Origin of the sequence: Massilia genomosp. 1, from assembly GCF_011682185.1 — a bacterium.
Lineage (GTDB): Bacteria > Pseudomonadota > Gammaproteobacteria > Burkholderiales > Burkholderiaceae_D > Telluria_A > Telluria_A rubra.
The window spans coordinates 1-16,460 of the sequence record NZ_WHJF01000130.1; the positions used below are offsets into that span (position 1 = coordinate 1).

Annotated in this window: 16 protein-coding genes, 1 pseudogene and 2 riboswitches; of the genes and pseudogenes, 8 read left to right on the top strand and 9 right to left on the bottom strand. The window is 62.0% G+C overall.

Annotation, left to right across the window (positions count from 1 at the left end; all coding sequences use genetic code 11):
- Both F1735_RS36915 and F1735_RS29525 read left to right on the top strand, forming a co-directional pair.
- Positions 1-151: pseudogene (locus F1735_RS36915) on the top strand (RNA-guided endonuclease InsQ/TnpB family protein); the annotation flags it as partial.
- Positions 152-178: 27 nt separating this feature from the next.
- Positions 179-682, top strand: a complete 504-nt coding sequence (locus F1735_RS29525; RefSeq protein ID WP_167240245.1) for a hypothetical protein — start codon at positions 179-181, stop codon at positions 680-682.
- 93 nt (positions 683-775) lie between these two features.
- On the opposite strand, the gene F1735_RS29530 is transcribed toward F1735_RS29525, so the two are convergent.
- Both F1735_RS29530 and rpe read right to left on the bottom strand, forming a co-directional pair.
- Positions 776-1,732, bottom strand: a complete 957-nt coding sequence (locus tag F1735_RS29530) for a hypothetical protein (protein ID WP_167240246.1) — start codon at positions 1,730-1,732, stop codon at positions 776-778.
- Between the two features lie 10 nt (positions 1,733-1,742).
- The gene (gene rpe, locus F1735_RS29535; RefSeq protein WP_167240247.1) at positions 1,743-2,414 is read right to left on the bottom strand and encodes a ribulose-phosphate 3-epimerase; all 672 of its coding nucleotides are present in this window, start codon (positions 2,412-2,414) and stop codon (positions 1,743-1,745) included.
- A 181-nt stretch (positions 2,415-2,595) separates the two neighbouring features.
- On the opposite strand from rpe, the gene apaG reads away from it, so the two are divergent.
- Complete coding sequence (gene apaG / locus F1735_RS29540; protein ID WP_167240248.1) at positions 2,596-2,970, top strand: Co2+/Mg2+ efflux protein ApaG; 375 nt, start codon at positions 2,596-2,598, stop codon at positions 2,968-2,970.
- 13 nt (positions 2,971-2,983) lie between these two features.
- Here the strand turns inward: apaG and F1735_RS35855 are convergent, their stop codons facing one another.
- Positions 2,984-3,151 (bottom strand): hypothetical protein, encoded by a 168-nt coding sequence (locus F1735_RS35855; RefSeq protein WP_222853112.1) that lies wholly within the window; start codon positions 3,149-3,151, stop codon positions 2,984-2,986.
- Here F1735_RS35855 and mltA point away from each other — a divergent pair.
- Both mltA and F1735_RS29555 read left to right on the top strand, forming a co-directional pair.
- On the top strand, positions 3,150-4,364 hold the full coding sequence (gene mltA / locus F1735_RS29550) for a murein transglycosylase A (RefSeq protein ID WP_167240249.1): 1,215 nt from the start codon (positions 3,150-3,152) through the stop codon (positions 4,362-4,364). The two genes, F1735_RS35855 and mltA, sit on opposite strands and share 2 nt — an antisense overlap.
- Before the next feature lie 58 nt (positions 4,365-4,422).
- Entirely contained in the window at positions 4,423-5,199 is a 777-nt protein-coding gene (locus tag F1735_RS29555; RefSeq protein ID WP_167240250.1) for an enoyl-CoA hydratase, read from the top strand.
- A 9-nt stretch (positions 5,200-5,208) separates the two neighbouring features.
- Here F1735_RS29555 and F1735_RS29560 read toward each other — a convergent pair whose 3' ends face one another.
- The 6 genes from F1735_RS29560 to rtcR all read right to left on the bottom strand — a co-directional run bounded on the left by F1735_RS29560 (position 5,209) and on the right by rtcR (position 11,470).
- Entirely contained in the window at positions 5,209-6,618 is a 1,410-nt protein-coding gene (locus tag F1735_RS29560) for a carotenoid oxygenase family protein (protein WP_167240251.1), read from the bottom strand.
- 16 nt (positions 6,619-6,634) lie between these two features.
- Complete coding sequence (locus F1735_RS29565) at positions 6,635-7,657, bottom strand: MerR family transcriptional regulator (RefSeq protein WP_167240252.1); 1,023 nt, start codon at positions 7,655-7,657, stop codon at positions 6,635-6,637.
- A 95-nt stretch (positions 7,658-7,752) separates the two neighbouring features.
- On the bottom strand, positions 7,753-8,346 hold the full coding sequence (locus F1735_RS29570) for a C39 family peptidase (RefSeq protein WP_229506025.1): 594 nt from the start codon (positions 8,344-8,346) through the stop codon (positions 7,753-7,755).
- 33 nt (positions 8,347-8,379) lie between these two features.
- Positions 8,380-9,126, bottom strand: a complete 747-nt coding sequence (locus F1735_RS29575; RefSeq protein WP_229506026.1) for a hypothetical protein — start codon at positions 9,124-9,126, stop codon at positions 8,380-8,382.
- A 113-nt stretch (positions 9,127-9,239) separates the two neighbouring features.
- On the bottom strand, positions 9,240-9,437 hold the full coding sequence (locus F1735_RS29580) for a hypothetical protein (protein WP_167240244.1): 198 nt from the start codon (positions 9,435-9,437) through the stop codon (positions 9,240-9,242).
- 56 nt (positions 9,438-9,493) lie between these two features.
- A riboswitch (glycine riboswitch) is annotated at positions 9,494-9,603 on the bottom strand.
- A riboswitch (glycine riboswitch) is annotated at positions 9,604-9,742 on the bottom strand. It lies immediately after the preceding riboswitch.
- Positions 9,743-9,853: 111 nt separating this feature from the next.
- Complete coding sequence (rtcR, locus tag F1735_RS29585) at positions 9,854-11,470, bottom strand: RNA repair transcriptional activator RtcR (RefSeq protein ID WP_167240254.1); 1,617 nt, start codon at positions 11,468-11,470, stop codon at positions 9,854-9,856.
- A 195-nt stretch (positions 11,471-11,665) separates the two neighbouring features.
- On the opposite strand from rtcR, the gene F1735_RS29590 reads away from it, so the two are divergent.
- The 3 genes from F1735_RS29590 to rtcA all read left to right on the top strand — a co-directional run bounded on the left by F1735_RS29590 (position 11,666) and on the right by rtcA (position 16,046).
- The gene (locus F1735_RS29590; protein ID WP_167240255.1) at positions 11,666-13,219 is read left to right on the top strand and encodes a vWA domain-containing protein; all 1,554 of its coding nucleotides are present in this window, start codon (positions 11,666-11,668) and stop codon (positions 13,217-13,219) included.
- A 531-nt stretch (positions 13,220-13,750) separates the two neighbouring features.
- Positions 13,751-14,986, top strand: a complete 1,236-nt coding sequence (locus F1735_RS29595; RefSeq protein WP_167240256.1) for an RtcB family protein — start codon at positions 13,751-13,753, stop codon at positions 14,984-14,986.
- Between the two features lie 37 nt (positions 14,987-15,023).
- Positions 15,024-16,046, top strand: coding sequence for an RNA 3'-terminal phosphate cyclase (rtcA, locus tag F1735_RS29600; protein ID WP_167240257.1), 1,023 nt, complete (start codon positions 15,024-15,026; stop codon positions 16,044-16,046).
- The last annotated feature ends 414 nt before the right edge of the window (positions 16,047-16,460 follow it).

The window sequence follows — 16,460 nt, forward strand, 5'->3', positions numbered from 1 at the left end:
CGATGTGGTCGGCGCGATGAATGTTTTAGCGCGAGGACATCGCGTCTTAGCCTGTGGAGAGTCGGCGCAGTCAGGCCGCTCGATGAAGCAGGAACCCACCGAAGCGACCCGTAGATCATCACGCGGCACCGTAGGAATCCCTTTCCTTTAGGGAGGGGAGGATGTCAAAAGGACCAGGATGGGCGCAGATATTCATTTGGTGGTGGAGGCATCGGATACCGAACAATTCGTCGCTCCGCAGGCGATCGCATTTTTTGAGTGGCCGAGGCGTTCGTCCCTGTTCAATGCGATGAACAACCGGCATGGGCGGGATGGTCTCGTTGCCGCACGTGGTTTTCCCGAGCCGGCATCGGCAATGGCCAATTTTCACTATGGGCTCAATGTCATCGACGATGACGATATGGACGGCGCGCTGGCAATGCCATCGATTGCGCGATCGGAGGCGGACGAGGCGCTGCGGACAGGAGAAAGTCATCCGATCGCCTACCTGTGGGACTTTATCTCGGCACCGCACTACTCGCGTTGCAGCTGGCTCACGCTGGCCGAATTCCGGCGTGCGGTCGCAGCCACCGATGACGGTGAACTGCATATGACGCTCGAGTGCCGCTTGACGATCGACCTGATGGCGAACATCGAAGCGCGCGGCTACTTTTGCCGCATGATTTTCTGGTTCGACCTGTGACGCCGCCGGCGTCCTGCTCCCAGGTATTCCTCGTAGTCGATTTCAGTTGGAAGCAGCGACAGTAGCCAAGCGACTTTCGCTGCGTATCTTGCCTCAAGGCAGCTGCGGCGACTCGGGAGCAGGCTCGCCAAAACCCAGCGCTTGAAGCCGATGGGTTTTCATGAAGTCGATCAGTTCCACTGCCGCCTTGGCCGCGTCCACGTACGTCATGCAAAATTGGCTCCTGAAGGCGCTCACCAGCGCGATTCGTTTCCCGTTTTGAGCAAGAGAGAACATGTCAGGAGACTGGACCACACGGCCCAGCACCACAGGATATCCCCACTCTGAAAACTGCGCGCGCTCGATGGAAATGATCATGGACGGATCGACTCCGTGCTTCACCAGCACGTCGACTGCGTTGCTTCGTACTCGCCAATACACGGCATGGCTTCGCTGTAGCAGCAAATTGACTGGGAATAGCTGCGCCAGTGCTCGCTGAATCGCTTCGAGGCCGGATAAGTCGACGATCAAGTCAACGTGATCGGGCAGGGCGCGCACGCGCGTTTCAATCTCGTTCGCGTCAATCCAATACGCTGAAGGTGCAAGGCGAAGGCGCAAGGGGACTTCGTTGTACAGCGTTACCTGCGGCTGCAACTCGAAATATCCGCGGATGCTTTCAAGCTGTTCCTCGGCGACGCCGCTGCAGCCCTCCGGGGGGAAGCACTTGAATACAGCGCTGATCATGGCGTGCGGCAGGCTTGCCCGATCGGGGCTCCACAGCGAAAAGTGTTGCGGCTGCGCGCCGGACGACGCAAACGTACCGCCAAAGCTGATGCCGTCGCAGCCCTCCCCGGTCCACCGGTCATCCCATCCTGCCAGCATGGCCGAGCAACTGGCATGGATGGCCGCCATGCCGTCCGCGTCGACCGGCAGCGTGAAAACCAGGCCTGGCAGAAATCCTGTGGGCCCGGCTTCGAAGGTCGCCACGCCCGTCACATCGCCCTCGATGCGCATCGTGCCGCCGCGGTGAAACGACGGCGCAAAACCGAGGCGAAGGTCGAAATACGGCATGCTGTGGATGTTACTTGCCGACCTTGGCCAGCTCCGCGCGCATGGCGTCGATCACCGCCTTGTAGTCCGGCTGGCCGAAAATCGCCGACCCTGCCACGAACGTGTCCGCACCGGCAGCGGCGGCGGCGGCGATATTGTCGATCTTGATGCCGCCATCGACTTCCAGCAAAATATCGCGGCCCGAATCGTCGATCATGCGGCGCGCCAGCGCGATTTTCTTCAGCGCTTCCGGGATGAAGGATTGACCGCCGAAGCCCGGATTGACCGACATGATCAGGATCATGTCGATCTTGTCCATCACATGGTCGAGGAAGTGCAGCGGCGTGCCCGGATTGAAGACCAGGCCGGCCTTGCAGCCGTTATCGCGAATCAGCTGGAGCGAGCGGTCGATATGCTCGGACGCTTCCGGGTGAAAGGTGATGATGTTCGCGCCAGCCTTGGCAAAGTCCGGAATCAGGCGGTCGACCGGCTTGACCATCAGATGCACGTCGATCGGCACCTGCACGTGCGGGCGGATCGCCTGGCACACCAGCGGGCCGATGGTCAGGTTGGGAACATAATGGTTGTCCATGACGTCGAAGTGGATGATATCGGCGCCCGAGGCGACGACATTGCGGACTTCTTCGCCCAAACGGGCGAAATCGGCGGACAAAATGCTGGGAGCGATGCGGAAAGTGGTCATGGCGGCGGCTGGCAAAAAGCTTGCGGTTAATGAAGATGCGCTATTTTACGCTCTCCCGTGGCGCGCCCTTGCGGCCGGCCCCATTTTGCGGCGCAAGGTATGATGCTTCGCCGGGCCGTGTCAGGCCGGCGCCTGAAAATTCACTCGGGCAACTTTTACAGTCTTAATCAAGGAAATCCAGATGGCCGCTTACGAATTTACTGTCACTGTCAGGACCCAGTACCTGCCGGAGCAGTCCGATCCGAGCCGAAGCAATTACGTGTTCACTTATGCGATTACGATAAAAAACACCGGCACCGTCGGCGCGCAGCTGATCTCGCGGCATTGGGTCATCACCGACGCCAACAACCACGTCGACGAAGTGCGCGGCCTGGGCGTGGTCGGGCATCAGCCGCTGTTGCAGCCGGGCGAACAGTTCGAATACACCAGCGGCACCCAGCTGGCCACTCCGCAAGGCTCGATGACCGGCGAATACTTCTGCGTGGCCGAAGACGGCCATCAGTTCGAGACCAAGATTCCCGAATTCGTGCTGTCGCTGCCGCGCACCCTGCACTGATCTCAGCGGCTGATCAGCGTTGAGTATCGTCGGGGAGTTCCTGTTTTTTCTCCGGCGCGTTCAGCTGCTGGTCGTCATTGGCCGGCTTCGGTCCCGAATACATCGTCCACCACACGATAAACACCAGCAGGAAAAACGCCACGCCTGCTTCAAGCATTAACACCCACATATCGACTCCCATGTCTTCAACACGCAGCAGTTTACTCGTTTCGGCCGGCGCCGTCGCGCTGCTCCTCGCGGCATGCGCCACGCCCGGGCCCAAGCCGGCGCCGCCGGTCGTCGTCATGCCGCCGCCGGTGATGCGGGTGGAGCCGCCGCCAGAGCCGCCTTTGCCACCGCCAGCGAAGGCCGAACCGGCGCCGTTGATGACGCCATCGACCTTTGCCGCGCTGCCGGGCTGGGAGCGCGACGACCTGCGCCAGGCCTGGCCGGCCTTCATGACCTCGTGCGGGGTATTGGCGCGCAAGCCCGAATGGAAAACCGCGTGCGGCGCGGCGTACACGGTCGATGCAAACAATGGCGCTGCGCTGCGCAGCTATTTTGAAACCTGGTTCGTGCCGAACCAGGTGCGCGCCCCTGACGGCGCCGACACGGGCCTCGTCACCGGCTACTACGAACCCTTGCTGCGCGGCGCCCGCAAACGCGGCGGCGCTTTCCAGACACCGCTGTACCGGGTGCCGGACGACCTGCTGACGATCGACCTGGCCAGCGTGTACCCGGAGCTGAAAAACAAGCGCGTGCGCGGACGGCTGGTGGGCAAGAAGGTGGTCCCGTACGGCAGCCGCGCCGAGATCGAGCGCGCCGACATCCCCGGCAAGGAGCTGCTGTGGGTGGACGACCCGGTCGAAGCGTTCTTTTTGGAGGTGCAGGGTTCCGGGCGGGTCAAGCTGGCCGATAGCGGCGAGACGGTGCGCGTGGCCTACGCCGACCAGAACGGCCATCCGTACAAGGCGATCGGACGCTGGCTGATCGAGCAGGGCGAGCTGACGCCGGAGCAGGCTAGCGCGCAGGGCATCAAGGCCTGGATTGCGGCGCATCCCGAGCGGCGCCAGGAACTGTTCAACGCCAATCCAAGCTTCATTTTCTTTCGCGAAGAGCGCCTGCCCGATCCCTCGGTCGGGCCCAAGGGCGCGCTGGGCGTGCCATTGACGCCGGAGCGTTCGGTCGCGATCGACCCCACCTTCTTGCCGCTCGGCGCGCCGATCTGGCTGGCCACCACCGAATCGGCCAGCGAGGTGCCGATGCGGCGCCTGGTGATGGGGCAGGACACGGGCGGCGCCATTCGCGGTGCGGTGCGGGCCGACTTCTTCTTCGGCTTTGGCATTGATGCGATGGAAAACGCCGGCCGCATGAAGCAGCGCGGCCAACTCTGGGTGCTGCTGCCCAAACCCTGATTGACGCGCAGATTGGCTACAATCGCACATTACCCCCCGCTTTTTTATAGAGGATTCCATGAACTATGCAGACCTGCTGATCGAGACCCACGGCAAAGTGGCCGTGATTCGCCTGAACCGTCCCAAAGCCCTGAACGCCCTGAACGACAACATGATGGATGAACTGGGCGACGCGCTCTACAAGTTCGACGCTGACAGCAATATCGGCTGCATCATCCTGACCGGCAGCGAAAAAGCCTTTGCGGCCGGCGCCGACATCGCGGCGATGGTCGACTACGATTACGGCGACACCTACGGCGGCAACTACATCGGCCGCAACTGGGAACATATCCTCAACGTGCGCAAACCCGTCATCGGCGTGGTGCAGGGTTTCTGCCTCGGCGGCGGCTGCGAACTGGCCATGATGTGCGACTTCCTGATCGCGGCGGACAGCGCCAAGTTCGGCCAGCCCGAAATCAAGGTCGGCGTGACCCCGGGCGCCGGCGGCACGCAGCGCCTGCCGCGCACCATCGGCAAGGCCAAGGCGATGGACATGCTGCTCACGGCGCGCATGATCGACGCGGCCGAAGCCGAGCGCACCGGCCTGGTCTCGCGCGTGGTCCCGGCGGACAAGGTGATGGAAGAAGCGCTGGCTGCGGCCACCACGATCGCCTCGATGTCGGTATCGGTGGCGATGGCGATCAAGGACAGCGTCAACCGCGCGTTCGAGACCACCCTGACCGAAGGCGTGCGCTACGAGCGCCGCTACTTCCACGCGGCGTTCGGCACGCCCGCCCAGAAGGAAGGCATGCAGGCGTTTTTGGCCAAGCGTCCGCCCAACTTCGACGGCTTGTAAGTTTGTAAGTCAGTCGCTGGCGCGCCAGCAGCCGTGAAAGCCGAACGGTATCCGGTGCGGCAGGCACATCGTTGCGACGGGGCCGGCCGCCAGGTCGGTCGCGTCGATCACCAGCAGGTCGCTGCGGCCTTCTTGGGCGCGCCACGCCACCGCCAGCAGCCAGCCATCGCCCTCGGGCGACTGCGCCGAGCGCGCCACGAAGACCGGTTCGGAGACAACGTCGCCGGCCGGCAGTGTATAGAGCTGGCGCGTGCCGGAGGCAAAGTCGAAGCATGCCAGCGCGTCGTACAGCACACTCTCCGAACCGCTCCTGATGCGCTGCGCGCTGTGGCAGCAGTAAAAACCCACGCGGTTGCGGCGTCCGCTAAAGCGCTCGTCGATGCGCGGGAATTCCGCCGCCAGGTCGTCGAGGATGGTGCGCTCGAAACTGTCGCCATCGCTCTCCATATCGAACGTCCAGCGGCACAGGCGCGCCGCCATGCCGGCCGCCTCGCCCGCACTGCCGTCGGCGTTGGGCATGCCCGGTGCGGTGCGTGACTCCATCACATACGCCACGATGCGCCCGCCATCGTCCCAGGCGTTCATCACATGGAACACGTGGCAGGCGTCGCTGGCGAACCAGCGCAGCTTGTCCATTGCTTGACCACGCACGCCGATGCCGACGTGGGTGCGCCGGTCCGCTTCCCATGCGAACAAGGGTAGTCCTTTCATGGCGCGTTCCACGCTGATGGTCAGCGGGGTGACCGGAAACAGCACATGGCGTTCGGTCAGCATGAAGTCGTGCATCATGCTCGCGTAGGGGGCGCGCAAGGCGCCTGACGTGCTGACCCGGCAGTGCGCATCGAGCACGCCGTACTGCATGTTGGGCTGTCCCGGACTATCGGGCAGGTAGGAGAAAAAATGCAGCTCGCCGGTGGCCGGATCGGCCTTGGGATGGGCGGTGAAGCGCCCGTTCACGGCGCCGTCGAAATCCTGGTGCCCCTTCGACGCCAGCGTGTGCGGGTCCATTTCGAACGGCTGGTGCGATTCTTCCAGCGCAAACAGGCGCCCGCCGTGCCAGGCCATATTGGTATTGGCGGTGCCGCTGTTTTTGCCGTGGACTGACGGGGCGCTGGTGGCCGGGTTGCCGAAGGTGCCGAACAGCGCATGGCCGGCGTCATTTTCGAGCTGCCATTTCGGCGTGCGCGCCCAGCGGTTGGCATAGGCCACCTTGCCGTCGTCGATGAAGAAGGCATGTACCATGCCGTCGCCCGAGAACCAGTGATAGTGGTCGTCGCGCGGCGCGAAGCGGGGGTTCGGTCCGACGCGGTACAGCGCGCCGCGCAGTTGCGGCGGCAGCGTGCCGGCTACCTGCAGCGCGTCGATGTCGCATTCGGTATCGAGGGGAGCGTAGTTCCCCGTGAAGAAATGGCCTGGCATGCTGATTCCTGGTGGGTTAAAGACGGTGCATGGCTTCGCGTACATACGCGATCAGCGGCGCGTCGATGCCGGAGCCGGTGCGCAAGCCGGGCTCCATCTCGAAAGCGTGGCGCAGCTTGGCCTGGAGCGCCGGCTGGCCCGCGGCCTTGGCCAGCGACAGTGCCTGCCATTGGCGCGCCAGTGCTTGCACCTCGACGCTGGCGGCCGGCGTGCCTTCGGCCAGGTGAGTGCGCAAGGCGCAGATGAGGATGGGCCAGGTGTCGGTTTGCTTGACGTAGTGCTGGCGCAGCAGGGCCATGTCGGCTGGGTTGCAGTAGTTGGCGTAGATGGCCAGGCGCCGGTGCGCCATGGCGTGCGAGATGAACTGCATCGCCGCGCGGTCAACCCCGTTGAGGGTGTGCAGGGTGGGCTCGTTCCAGTTCATGGCGTAGAGCTTCATCAGCATGCCTTCGTCGCCGCCCACGCTCGCTAGCAGGGTGGCGATCCAGCGTTGCGCGAACGCGCCGGCTTCAGGGCTGTCGGGTGCCAGGCCCCGGGCCATCAGCTGGTGCAGCGTGGCGGTCAGCTGTGCGTTGGCGTCGCCGCTGCCGCTGCCGCTGTTCTTGCGCCGCGTCTTGAGCGTATGCAGTTCGGCGTCGGTGAAGTAGCGTGCGCTGGCGGCCATGCGTTCGAGCGCGGCCAGCCAGTTGTCCATCGACGGCTCGTGGCGCTCGTCGAGCTGGGCCTGCAAGTCGCGCAATTGGCCGTGAAGGGCGCTAGCTTGCGCGATCTGGCGTTCGAGTGACGCGATCTGCTGCGCCACCACCTGCGGCAGGCTGGCGCCGCCGTCGGCCAGCATCGCCTGGATTTGCGTGAGCGGCAGGTCGAGGCGGCGCAGTGCCTGGATGCGATACAGTCTGGCGACATCCGCGCTGTCGTACAGGCGGTAGCCGCTGTCCGAGCGGACCGACGGCGTGAGCAAGGCGATATCGTCGTAATGGCGCAAGGCGCGCACGCTCAAGCCGCTGCGCTTGGCCAGTTGTCCTATTTTCAGTAGCATGCCGGTTTCTCCATTTGCAAGATGGTAAACCGTCACGTAGCGAGAGGGTCAAGAGTCCCCGCGCGAATACCTGCGCGGGGACGATGGCGCCTGACTCAGGTCGGGCCGTTGATGCTCATGCGCTGCGTGTGCGTCCAGCGATGGTCCGACGCCGACACCGCGGAGTTGTAGGTGCGGTAGGTCTGGCCCTCACCCGGCCAAGGGTCCATGATGTACACGTGGTTCACGCCATTGGCCGTCTCGTACCCGCGTCCCACCATGATGTGCCCACCGCCGTTGCTCCAGCCGTAGCGCATCACGAACGGACGATTGGCGTTGATGTCGGACACCACGCTGTTCCATGACGACGCCACGCTGTACGCGCCATTCGCCACGCCCCACGCATTCAAGATATTCTGTACGCTGCCGTTGGAGCCGTACATATTGTTCGGCTGGTTGGCCGGGCTGTTCCAGTTGAAGTAGGTGTTCCCGCAGGCGTAGTTCAAGCCGAACGCCCAGTTCACGATCTGGCACTGGCTCGGTGTCTTCTTGTAATAGTTCAGCACCGCCTTGCTCGACGCCGACCAGCACCACTGGCTGTGTTCCTGGGTCGTCAGCGGCACGCTCAGCGTGCGCCATTGCGCCATGGCTGCCGGCAGCGCCAGCAAAAGTGCGACACCGACGACGATCTTTTTCATATGGGTGTTCATGTTATCTCCTGATTGGTTCTGGGGATGGTCGGCTTACTTCGAAGCGTCCAGGTTCTGCTTGACCGCGCTGCGCAGCGGCAGCAGCAACTCCGCTTCGTCCATCAGGGCATCGCCGGCCTTGCCGTCCTTGACGGCGCGCTGTTGCATCAGCAGCGATTCGCGCGCCGAATGCAAAGGCGCATAGCGGGTGCGGCCGTCTTCGCGGGCGACCACTTCCAGCAAGTCGGAGCGCGCCTGGTAGATGCGCACGAAACGCACATTGCTGCGCTCGGTGTCGGCGTAGTAGCCCATCGACGCATCCACGTCCTTGGCCAGCACGGCGGCGCCGTAGGCGACCGTTTCGTAGTTCCCGTTATTGAGCTCCACCGTCGCCATGCCGATCGGACGCTGGTTCAACAGGATGACGAAGCGCCACTGTCCGGTCGCCTTGGCCATCTGTTTCATGCTGCCGCGTCCCGCCAGCAGCTCGTTCGGATCGATCGTGTAGACCGGGAAGCCGTAGCCGATCCTGGCGTCCTTCAGGTCTTGCATGTCGCTGATGTCGAGCGGGAAGTCGACCGGCGCGCCGCTGGCGCCGCGCACCTGCACCTGGTGCGTCACGAACTGGGCGAAGTCGCGCTGGGCCGCAGCCTGCGCCGCCGCTGCCGCGCGCTTGGGGACCGCTTTGAAGGTGCTGGTTCCATCGGACTGGGCCTGTGCCGGCGCACCGGCCAGGGCCAGGCTGGCGCCGCACAGGAGGGCGGCGAGCATGGGACGGCATGAGAGCATTTTTGTTTGCATTATTGACTTCTCCTCACATAGATTGAAACGGGAGCCCCGCCTGTCCAGGCGGGGTGGGTGCTGCGACTGCATTGGCATGCACGCATGCCGGACACCGTTGTCGACGCACGTGCTCAGTGCGTCGGGAAATCGAGAGAGCGTTGCATCAAATCGCAGATCCGGACGTGGCGGCCACGCGCAAGCGCCCGGTCCCCAAGCGGCTGGTCACCAGCTTGGGTGGCGCGCAGGGTGGTGGCAAAGCCACGTTGGGCGAGGGCGTAAGCGGTCGTGACGCAGGTCATCCCGCCGCCAGGTTCTGCAATGGTTTTCATGTGTTTTCCAGGTCGGAAAAACGTCAGATAGGAAGTCCGCGCGCGGCTGCGCGTCGGATACCCCCTCTGTGCTGGACCTGAGAGATTCGCCGGCAGCGCGCGATGCGTGGCCGGTTTGCTCCTTCGGTGCACCGGATGACGACTGCCGGTGGCTCTTCAGAGTTCACATGCGTTATCGGTCCTGGGGCCTGAGAGATTCCGGGGCGGTTGCTCCTTCGGCGCCGTCGATCCCTGCCTGAGTCGGTGCGCAGAAATCCCTGCACACTTCCCTCGTTGCGATCGACGGACTCTCCCGATAATGCTTTTAGCATTGCGCTAAATATGCCTTGGGCATATGTATGCAGAATACCGCAGGAGTTATCGCCAATACAACCTATTTAAATGATAGCTGTTGTTTCCAAGACAATACCGACAAATTACCGACTGCTGCTGACCTGATCCCAATCCAGGTCGAACCGCGCCAGGAATTTTTTCAGGCGGTCAGCGTCGTTGGGCTTGCTCTTGGCGCTGCGCGAGACGGCGAACAGCTTGCGCCCGGCGTCGGACAGGGTGCTTGATACGCGGCACACCTGCACCACGGCGGCCAGTTGCAAGGCGTCGAACAGGTCGAGGCCGGCGGCGGCTTCCTCGCCCATCAGCCCGGCGAGGTTGACCTCGGCCAGGGTGGGCGCCGGCGCGCGCGTGTAGTGGTGCCAGAGTTTTTGCAGCCGGGCCACTTCGGCGCTGACGATGCCTTCCGAAATGCCGCCGGCCTCGGCCAGGGTCGCCATGCGCGTGACCGACGCCGACAGGTCGCGGAAGTTGCCGGCCCAGACTGCCTCGGGCGACATCGCAAAGCGCATGTAGCGCTCGCGTGCCTCCTTGTTGAAACGCACCATCTGCCCGTATTCCTGGCTGAACTGGTTGAGCAGGTAGACCAGGTTGGGTTCGATGTCTTCGGGCCGGTCCACCAGCCCGGGCAGGGCGTAGGTCCATAAGTTGATGCGCGCGTACAAGTCTTCGCGAAAGCGCCCGGCCACCACCTCGCTCGCCAGGTCGCGGTTGGTGCCGGCGATGAGCTGGAAGTCGCTCTGCACTTCAGTGTCGCTGCCGACCGGATGGAAGCGCTTTTCTTCGATGGCCTTGAGCAGCATGGCCTGTTCGTCCGCACCCAGTTCGCCGATTTCGTCGAGGAACAGCAAGCCCTTGTGGGCGCTGCGCAGCAAGCCGGGGCGGTCGGCGGCGGCGCCCGTGAAGGAACCCTTGACGTGGCCGAACAGGGTCGAGGCGGCGCCGTCGCCATGCAGGGTGGCGCAGTTGAGTTCGACGAACTTGCCGTCGATCTGGTGGCGCGTTTTCTTCAGTTCGTAGACCCGGCGCGCGAGGAAGGACTTGCCGGCGCCGGTCGGCCCCATCAGCAGCATCGGCGCGCGCGACTTGATGGCCACGCGCTCGATCTCGTCGATCATGGTGTTGAAGCTGGCGTTGCGGGTGGCAATGCCGGACTTGAGGAACGCCACGCCTTCGGCTTGCTCGCGCGAAAAGCGCTGGGCGATCTGGTCGTAGCGCGACAGGTCGAGGTCGATCAGCGCGTAGCTGCCCGGTTCGGTGGTGGACTGGCGCCGTGGCGGCGAGCTTTGCAGCAGGCGGCCGGGAAAGAAGCGCGCTTCCGTCATCAGGAACATGCAGATCTGCACGACGTGGGTGCCGGTGGTGATGTGGATCCAGTAATCCTCGTTGTCCGGGTCGAAGGGGTAGGTCTTGGCGAAATCGAACAGGGCGCCGTAGACCTCGCCGAAATCCCAGGCATCGCTGATCGGAATATTGTGCGCGACCACGGTGGTTTCCGGCGAGACGGCGGCGATGTCGGCCGTGACGGCATCGACCAGCGAGCCGAATTTGCCGCCGTAGAGCATGTCGAAGCGGTGTACGGCGTATTCCTCATGCTGGGTGATGGCGATGCTGGGGCGCCATTTTTCCCAACGGGCCGGGCCCTTGCCGCTGTCGAGCTGGGTGCCGACGAATCCGATGACCACGATGCGTTTCTGTTTCATATTCGTATAAAGTTTTATCTTGTCGGATAATTTATCACGTGCTTGCCAGTTTGTCCATTTCTTGCCAGTCTGGCTTGGCGAATTGATAATCTTTTTTAAATCAAGGACTTAAGCGCAGGTAATGCGGATGTGGCGCGAGCTGGCACGCCCTTTGCAATAGGGGAGATACAAACAAGAAAAAATGAGGAAATCAAAATGGCAAACGCACAGTTGTTCCAGACCTTGAAGGGAATCTTTGTCCCGCGCGCCGATGGTCTTAATGCGGCAGGCGCTGCGGCCTACAGCATGTCGCCACGGCACCAGCTGGCGCAGTACGCCGCCACCGGTTGCCTCAATTCGACCTATTACGTCAATGCGCAATCGCAGCTGGCGACGGTGATGGAACTGTGCGAAAAAGTCGATACCACATTCATCGCGCAGACCGCGATTTACTGCCGCGAGCGCGGTTATATGAAGGATATGCCGGCATTGCTGACCGCGGTACTGGCGGCCAAGGGCGCGCCGGAACTGACCCCTGTATTTCGCCGCGTGGTCAATAACGGCAAGATGCTGCGCAATGTGGTGCAGATTATCCGCTCCGGTGCGGCGGGTCGTAAATCGCTGGGCACCCGGCCGAAAAGACTGGTGCAGCAATGGCTGAACCGCGCATCGGAAAAAGAACTGCTGTCGGCCTCGATCGGCACCACGCCGTCGCTGGGCGATGTGGTGAAGATGGTGCATCCGAAGCCGTCGCAAGCCTGGCGTGACGCGTTTTTCGCCTGGTTGATCGGCAAGCCGTTTAATGCCGATGCGCTGCCGGATGCGCTCAAGGCCTTCGAAGCGTACAAGGCCGACCAGTCGCAGCCGGTGCCGGACGTGCCGTTCCAGATGCTGACTTCATTGTCGTTGCCGCCGCAGGCATGGGCGCAGATTGCGCGCCAGGGCGGCTGGCACATGGTGCGCATGAATTTGAATACCTTCGGCCGCAATGGCGTGTACGAGCTGCCGGGCATGATCGAAGTCATCGCCGACAAGCTGCGCGACCCGGTGGCGATTGCCAAAGCGGGCGTGTTTCCTTATCAGTTGATGTCGGCGTATATGGCGGCATCGACCGAGGTGCCACGGGGTATCAGCGACGCTTTGCAGGATGCGCTGGAACTGTCGCTGTCGAACGTGCCGCAGGTGGAAGGCAAGGTCGTGATTTGCCCGGATGTCTCGGGATCGATGCAGTCGCCGGTGTCGGGTTATCGGGGCGGCGGCACCTCGAAGGTGCGTTGTATCGATGTGGCCGGGCTGATCGCCGCAGCGATGCTGCGCAAGAATCCGGATGCACTGGTGCTGCCGTTCGAGAATTATGTGCGGGTGTGCGAATTGAATGCCCGCGATACGGTCATGACCAATGCGCAGAAGCTGGCAGCGATTGGCGGCGGTGGTACCAATTGCAGCGCACCGCTGGCGCAGATGAACAAGCAGAAGGTGATGGCCGACCTGGTGGTGTACGTGTCCGACAATGAATCGTGGATCGACCAGCGTGCCGGCGCCACCGCCACGATGAGCGAATGGGCGCTGTTCAAGCAGCGCAATCCGGCGGCGCGGCTGGTGTGCATCGACTGCACGCCAAACAGTAGCAGCCAGGCGGCGGAACGCGCCGATGTGTTGAATGTGGGCGGTTTTTCGGACGATGTATTCAAGATTATCGCCGCATTCGCGGCCGGCCAGCTCGGCGCCGGTCACTGGGTGGGCGAGATCGAATCGATCGCGCTGGAGTAAAGAACATTGAGGTACCGGTTTTGAGCGCAGTGCGAATGCCGATGCGAATACATTTAGAAAATGTTCGAGTTCGCAACAAAATTTGTCGCATTGTGCTCAATCGTTTTACCCCGAATGCAGGTAAAGACTGCATCCACGGTCGCAAGGGCTTCGCGTCCTACGACTGACACATGTCTTGCCGCTCCTTGTCGGGATTTTGTTGTACAGGTTTTGAGCGCTGTGCGAATGCTTGATGCGAATACATCTCCAAATTTATCTCGCATCGGATTTATCTTGTCGCACCGTGCTCAATCGTTTTACCCCGAATGCGGGCAGGACTACATGGGGGTTGCTGTTGGCCTGGCGCCGGCAACTGTTTGTCCTGCCGACTCCTTGTCGGGAATTGATTTTTGGCGAATGCAGTCTGGATTACATTGCGTTCCCGGTTCGAGTCCGGGCGGTTGCGCAAGCGGCCGTAGCTCAACTGGCAGAGCAAATTATCCGGGCGATGTTGTCGCCCCCTCGCATCACCTTATATATAGTGAGAAAAATATGAAAAACGAAAATTACGATGTCCTGAACGTGGACGATGGCCGTCATGTCAAAATGTGGACCAAAGGCGTGCCGGTGGAAGACGTGGCCAAGAAGCAGCTGGCCAACACCGCCAAAATGCCGTTCATTTACAAGCATATCGCGGTCATGCCCGATGTTCACCTGGGTAAAGGCTCGACCATCGGCAGCGTGATTCCGACCCTCGGCGCGGTGATCCCGGCGGCAGTCGGCGTCGATATCGGCTGCGGCATGATGGCCGCCAAGACCACCCTGACCGCGAACGACCTGCCGGATAACCTGTCGGCGCTGCGTAGCGCCATCGAGCGCGCGATCCCGCACGGTATGTTGCCGAAGACGCGCAGCTACCGCGGCCGCGATGAGGGTTCGTGGAATACGCCGCCGGCGGCGGTGGATGTGGCCTGGGGCCAGTTGAAGGATGAATTCGACGCCATCTGCCTGAAAACGCCGAAGCTGAAAACCACGAATAACTACCGTCACCTGGGAACTTTGGGAAGCGGTAACCATTTTGTGGAAGTCTGCCTGGACGAGGTAGGTTTCGTGTGGTTCATGCTGCATTCGGGTTCGCGCGGCGTGGGAAATGCCATCGGCACCCACTTCATCGAGCTGGCCAAGAAGGATATGCGCACGCACTTCATCAACCTGCCCGACCAGGACCTGGCGTACCTGGCCGAAGGAACGCAGCACTATAACGATTACATCGAGGCGGTCAGCTGGGCGCAGAAATTCGCCCGCACCAATCGCGACGTGATGATGCATAACCTGATCGCGGCGGTGCGTACCGTGATCACCAAGCCGTTCGAGACGCATGTGGAGGCGGTCAATTGCCACCATAATTATGTGCAGAAGGAGCATCACTTCGGTAAAGACGTGCTGATTACCCGTAAGGGCGCCGTGTCGGCCCGTCCGGGCGAACTGGGTATCATCCCGGGGTCGATGGGGGCGAAGAGCTTTATCGTCCGTGGCAAGGGCAATCCGGACAGCTTCAACAGCTGCAGCCACGGCGCCGGCCGCACCATGAGCCGTACCGAAGCGAAGCGTCGTTTCACCGTTGACGACCAGGTCAAGGCGACCGAGGGCGTGGAGTGCCGCAAGGATGAAAACGTGATCGACGAGATTCCGATGGCGTACAAGGATATCGACGCCGTCATGCACGCCCAGCGCGACCTGGTGGATGTGGTCCATATCCTCAAGCAGGTGGTGTGCGTCAAGGGTTGATGCCGCCGCTGCTTACTATCTATAAGAAGAGTTGAAGATGATTGAATTAGATGGCGCCGTCGGCGAAGGCGGCGGACAAATCCTGCGCAGCGCGCTGACCTTGTCCATGATTACCGGCCAGGCCTTTTGCATCAAGAATATCCGGGCCGGCCGCAAGAAGCCCGGGCTGCTGCGCCAGCATCTGGTGGCGGTCCAGGCGGCCACCGAGATCAGTGGGGCTGCCGTCACCGGCGCGCAACTGGGTTCGCAGACGCTGCTGTTTGCGCCAAAGGCAATCAAGGGTGGCGATTACCAGTTCGCGATCGGTTCGGCCGGCAGTTGCACCCTGGTGCTGCAAACGGTGATGCTGGCCCTGTTGCATGCGGACGGGCCATCGACGGTGCGCGTCAGCGGCGGCACGCATAATCCCATGGCGCCGCCGGCGCAGTTCCTGCAACGCGCGTATTTACCGTTGCTGCGCAAGATGGGGGCGGACATCAATATTGAATTGCTGCGTTCCGGGTTTTATCCGGCCGGCGGCGGCTGCATTGTGGCCACTATCGCGCCATGCCCGCAATTACAGCAGCTGACGTTGACGGAGCGCGGCGAGCGTACTGGCGGCTATGCCGAGGGCATGGTGGCGGGATTGCCCGCGTCGATCGCGCTGCGCGAGCTCGAATGCGTCGGCCTCGGAATGGGCTGGTCGGGCGACCAGCTGCGCATGCGTGGCTTGCCAGCCGATCAGGGGCCGGGCAATGCCTTGCTGATCACCCTTGAATACGAACACGCGAGCGAGGTGTTTTGCGCGTTCGGCGAGAAAATGGTGCGGGCCGAAACCGTCGCCAAGGATGCGATGCACGAGGCGCGCCGCTATATAGCATCGCAGGCGGCGGTGGGCGAGCACCTGGCCGATCAGTTGATGCTGCCGATGGCGCTGGCCGGCGGCGGCGGTTTTACGGCCGATGTGATCTCCCGGCATGCCATCACCAATGCGGAAGTCATCGGGCGTTTTCTGCCGGTGTCGATCATGCTGGAAGAGGGGGAGCAGCGCAGCACCTGTACCGTTCGTGCCACGGCGTGAAAAGAGCCCTTGTCAGGTCGGGGCAGGCTTTGCTATAGTTCGCCTCCCCGCAGAAAGGGTTAACGAAATCAAGTAGTTAGCAGTCTGTCAGGGCCGCCTCCAAGGAGGCGCGGTAGTAAAAAAGAGGTTGACGAGAAACGCGAAACGCTGCATAATCTCACCTCTCTGCTGCAACGAACACAACGCTTCGTAGCAAACGGCAGAAGGCGGTACAGAACAAGTTCTTTAACAATTAACAGTCGATAAGTGTGGGCGTTTGATGAAGGTGCCAACAAAGCGTAAGCGATGTTGAATACTTAAATTATCAAATGTTCACAAAAAAGAAATTAGGCGCTTCGCAAGAAGTGGCCTGTCAGTATTTTGAGTGAGCGATCTGTCCGCAAGGACATTAAACAGAGATTGAACTGAAGAGTT

Bases quoted from the DNA above. Each gene is read 5' to 3' on its own strand.
- F1735_RS29530 (WP_167240246.1), bottom strand. From the start codon at position 1,732: ATGCCGTATTTCGACCTTCGCCTCGGTTTTGCGCCGTCGTTTCACCGC.
- mltA (WP_167240249.1), top strand. From the start codon at position 3,150: ATGTCTTCAACACGCAGCAGTTTACTCGTTTCGGCCGGCGCCGTCGCG.
- F1735_RS35855 (WP_222853112.1), bottom strand. From the start codon at position 3,151: ATGGGAGTCGATATGTGGGTGTTAATGCTTGAAGCAGGCGTGGCGTTT.
- F1735_RS29580 (WP_167240244.1), bottom strand. From the start codon at position 9,437: ATGAAAACCATTGCAGAACCTGGCGGCGGGATGACCTGCGTCACGACC.
- rtcR (WP_167240254.1), bottom strand. From the start codon at position 11,470: ATGAAACAGAAACGCATCGTGGTCATCGGATTCGTCGGCACCCAGCTC.
- F1735_RS29525 (WP_167240245.1), top strand. From the start codon at position 179: ATGGGCGCAGATATTCATTTGGTGGTGGAGGCATCGGATACCGAACAA.
- F1735_RS29570 (WP_229506025.1), bottom strand. From the start codon at position 8,346: ATGAACACCCATATGAAAAAGATCGTCGTCGGTGTCGCACTTTTGCTG.
- F1735_RS29590 (WP_167240255.1), top strand. From the start codon at position 11,666: ATGGCAAACGCACAGTTGTTCCAGACCTTGAAGGGAATCTTTGTCCCG.
- rpe (WP_167240247.1), bottom strand. From the start codon at position 2,414: ATGACCACTTTCCGCATCGCTCCCAGCATTTTGTCCGCCGATTTCGCC.
- apaG (WP_167240248.1), top strand. From the start codon at position 2,596: ATGGCCGCTTACGAATTTACTGTCACTGTCAGGACCCAGTACCTGCCG.
- F1735_RS29560 (WP_167240251.1), bottom strand. From the start codon at position 6,618: ATGCCAGGCCATTTCTTCACGGGGAACTACGCTCCCCTCGATACCGAA.
- F1735_RS29595 (WP_167240256.1), top strand. From the start codon at position 13,751: ATGAAAAACGAAAATTACGATGTCCTGAACGTGGACGATGGCCGTCAT.
- F1735_RS29555 (WP_167240250.1), top strand. From the start codon at position 4,423: ATGAACTATGCAGACCTGCTGATCGAGACCCACGGCAAAGTGGCCGTG.
- F1735_RS29565 (WP_167240252.1), bottom strand. From the start codon at position 7,657: ATGCTACTGAAAATAGGACAACTGGCCAAGCGCAGCGGCTTGAGCGTG.
- rtcA (WP_167240257.1), top strand. From the start codon at position 15,024: ATGATTGAATTAGATGGCGCCGTCGGCGAAGGCGGCGGACAAATCCTG.
- F1735_RS29575 (WP_229506026.1), bottom strand. From the start codon at position 9,126: ATGCAAACAAAAATGCTCTCATGCCGTCCCATGCTCGCCGCCCTCCTG.